Annotated in this window: 2 protein-coding genes and 1 pseudogene; all 3 read left to right on the plus strand. The window is 61.9% G+C overall.

Annotation, left to right across the window (positions count from 1 at the left end; translation table 11 throughout):
* Positions 1–66: 66 nt before the first annotated feature.
* Positions 67–264: pseudogene (locus tag F4827_RS35755) on the plus strand (AI-2E family transporter YdiK); the annotation flags it as partial.
* Between the two features lie 55 nt (positions 265–319).
* Positions 320–631, plus strand: coding sequence for an AI-2E family transporter (locus tag F4827_RS35760; RefSeq protein WP_260175584.1), 312 nt, complete (start codon positions 320–322; stop codon positions 629–631).
* Complete coding sequence (locus tag F4827_RS36130) at positions 624–1,187, plus strand: universal stress protein (protein ID WP_183734090.1); 564 nt, start codon at positions 624–626, stop codon at positions 1,185–1,187. The genes F4827_RS35760 and F4827_RS36130 overlap by 8 nt, the downstream gene beginning before the upstream one ends.
* The last annotated feature ends 133 nt before the right edge of the window (positions 1,188–1,320 follow it).

The following is a 1,320-nucleotide window of genomic DNA, read 5'->3' on the forward strand; positions in this document are numbered from 1 at the left end:
CAGACGCTGCTCACAGTCATCATTTGCGGCATTCTCTACACGAAGGGGGAAGCAGCCGGGCTGACCGTGACCCGCGTTGCACAGTGCGTGGCACCTGAGAACGGCGCGGCGATGGTGCGGCTCGTCGAACACGCGATTCGCGCGGTCGCACTCGGCGTCGTGGTTACGGCGCTGGCCCAATCCGCGTTGGGCGGCGTCGGTCTGTGGGTCGCGAGCGTCCCGTATGCCGGCGTCCTGACCGCGATCTTGTTCATCTTCTGTCTCGCTCAACTCGGCCCGCTGTTGCCGCTATTGGCGTGCGTCGCGTGGCTGTTCATGCATGACGCGCGGGGTTGCGGCGATCCTGCTGTTCGCCTGGTCCATCGGCGTGACGGCGCTGGACAACAGTTTGCGCCCGATCCTGATCCAGCGCGCTATCGCGTTGCCGATGATCCTCATTCTTGCCGGCGTGGCTGGTGGTCTGATTGCGTTCGGTATGGTCGGACTGTTTATCGGGCCGGTGATGCTTGCCGTCACCTATGCCCTCATGCTGGCATGGATCGACTCGCAGGAAGCTGCTCGCGGCGCGAGCAATACACCGGCCACGCCTGACGCTCCCACCGCCGCGAGCGACTCCGTGACCCATGAATAACGCCAGCGACCGGCTCGGACGAAGGATTGGCCATAAACCCAATCCACGCCAAATTCTCGTATCGGCGTCGTCGGTGCGGCTTCACGCAACCCGAGCCCCGCGTCACGCCTCGTCGACGCCCTCCAGCTTTGAGGCCGACCCTAATCATTCTACCCTCAGCGCAGAGCAGAGCCGCGAGGACGACGCGGAAAGCCTCCTCGCGTACCTCACCAAACATTCAGTCGCGGCCGGGCCAGACGTGCTCCGGATCAGAACCACCGCAGAGCATGCCTCACTGCGTGAACACATCGAAAAAGGTCAATACGACTGGTTGGTGATGGGTGCCTACCCTCATCCCATGTGGATGGAATTAATTTTTGGTAGCGTCACGCAATCCATACTCCTGTTGTCGACGATACCCGTGCTGGTAACCCGTTACCGAGGTGAGTCAATGAACGTTAATGGACCGGCGCAAACGAGTATTTTTCGGGCCCTCTGGGGGCGCCTGAAGGAGCAACCGCTATCGCGGGAAGCCCGTAGGCACGCACTGCTGGGCTTTCTCCCATCGATGTCCTGAGCTCACGCAGCGCCCGCAGGAAGATCGGCGCAACGTTCCGCCCTGTACATACGACACGGTTGGAGCCATGCTCTTCGTTCGAAACAGCACAGCAGCGCGGCGACGATGCTCCATCAAGACGAAGGCCGGTCTC

Source organism: Paraburkholderia bannensis, assembly GCF_014200455.1.
Taxonomy (GTDB): Bacteria; Pseudomonadota; Gammaproteobacteria; order Burkholderiales; family Burkholderiaceae; genus Paraburkholderia; species Paraburkholderia bannensis_A.

Excerpts from the sequence above, each read along its gene's own strand:
- F4827_RS35760 (WP_260175584.1), top strand. The coding sequence starts at position 320 with ATGACGCGCGGGGTTGCGGCGATCCTGCTGTTCGCCTGGTCCATCGGC.
- F4827_RS36130 (WP_183734090.1), top strand. The coding sequence starts at position 624 with ATGAATAACGCCAGCGACCGGCTCGGACGAAGGATTGGCCATAAACCC.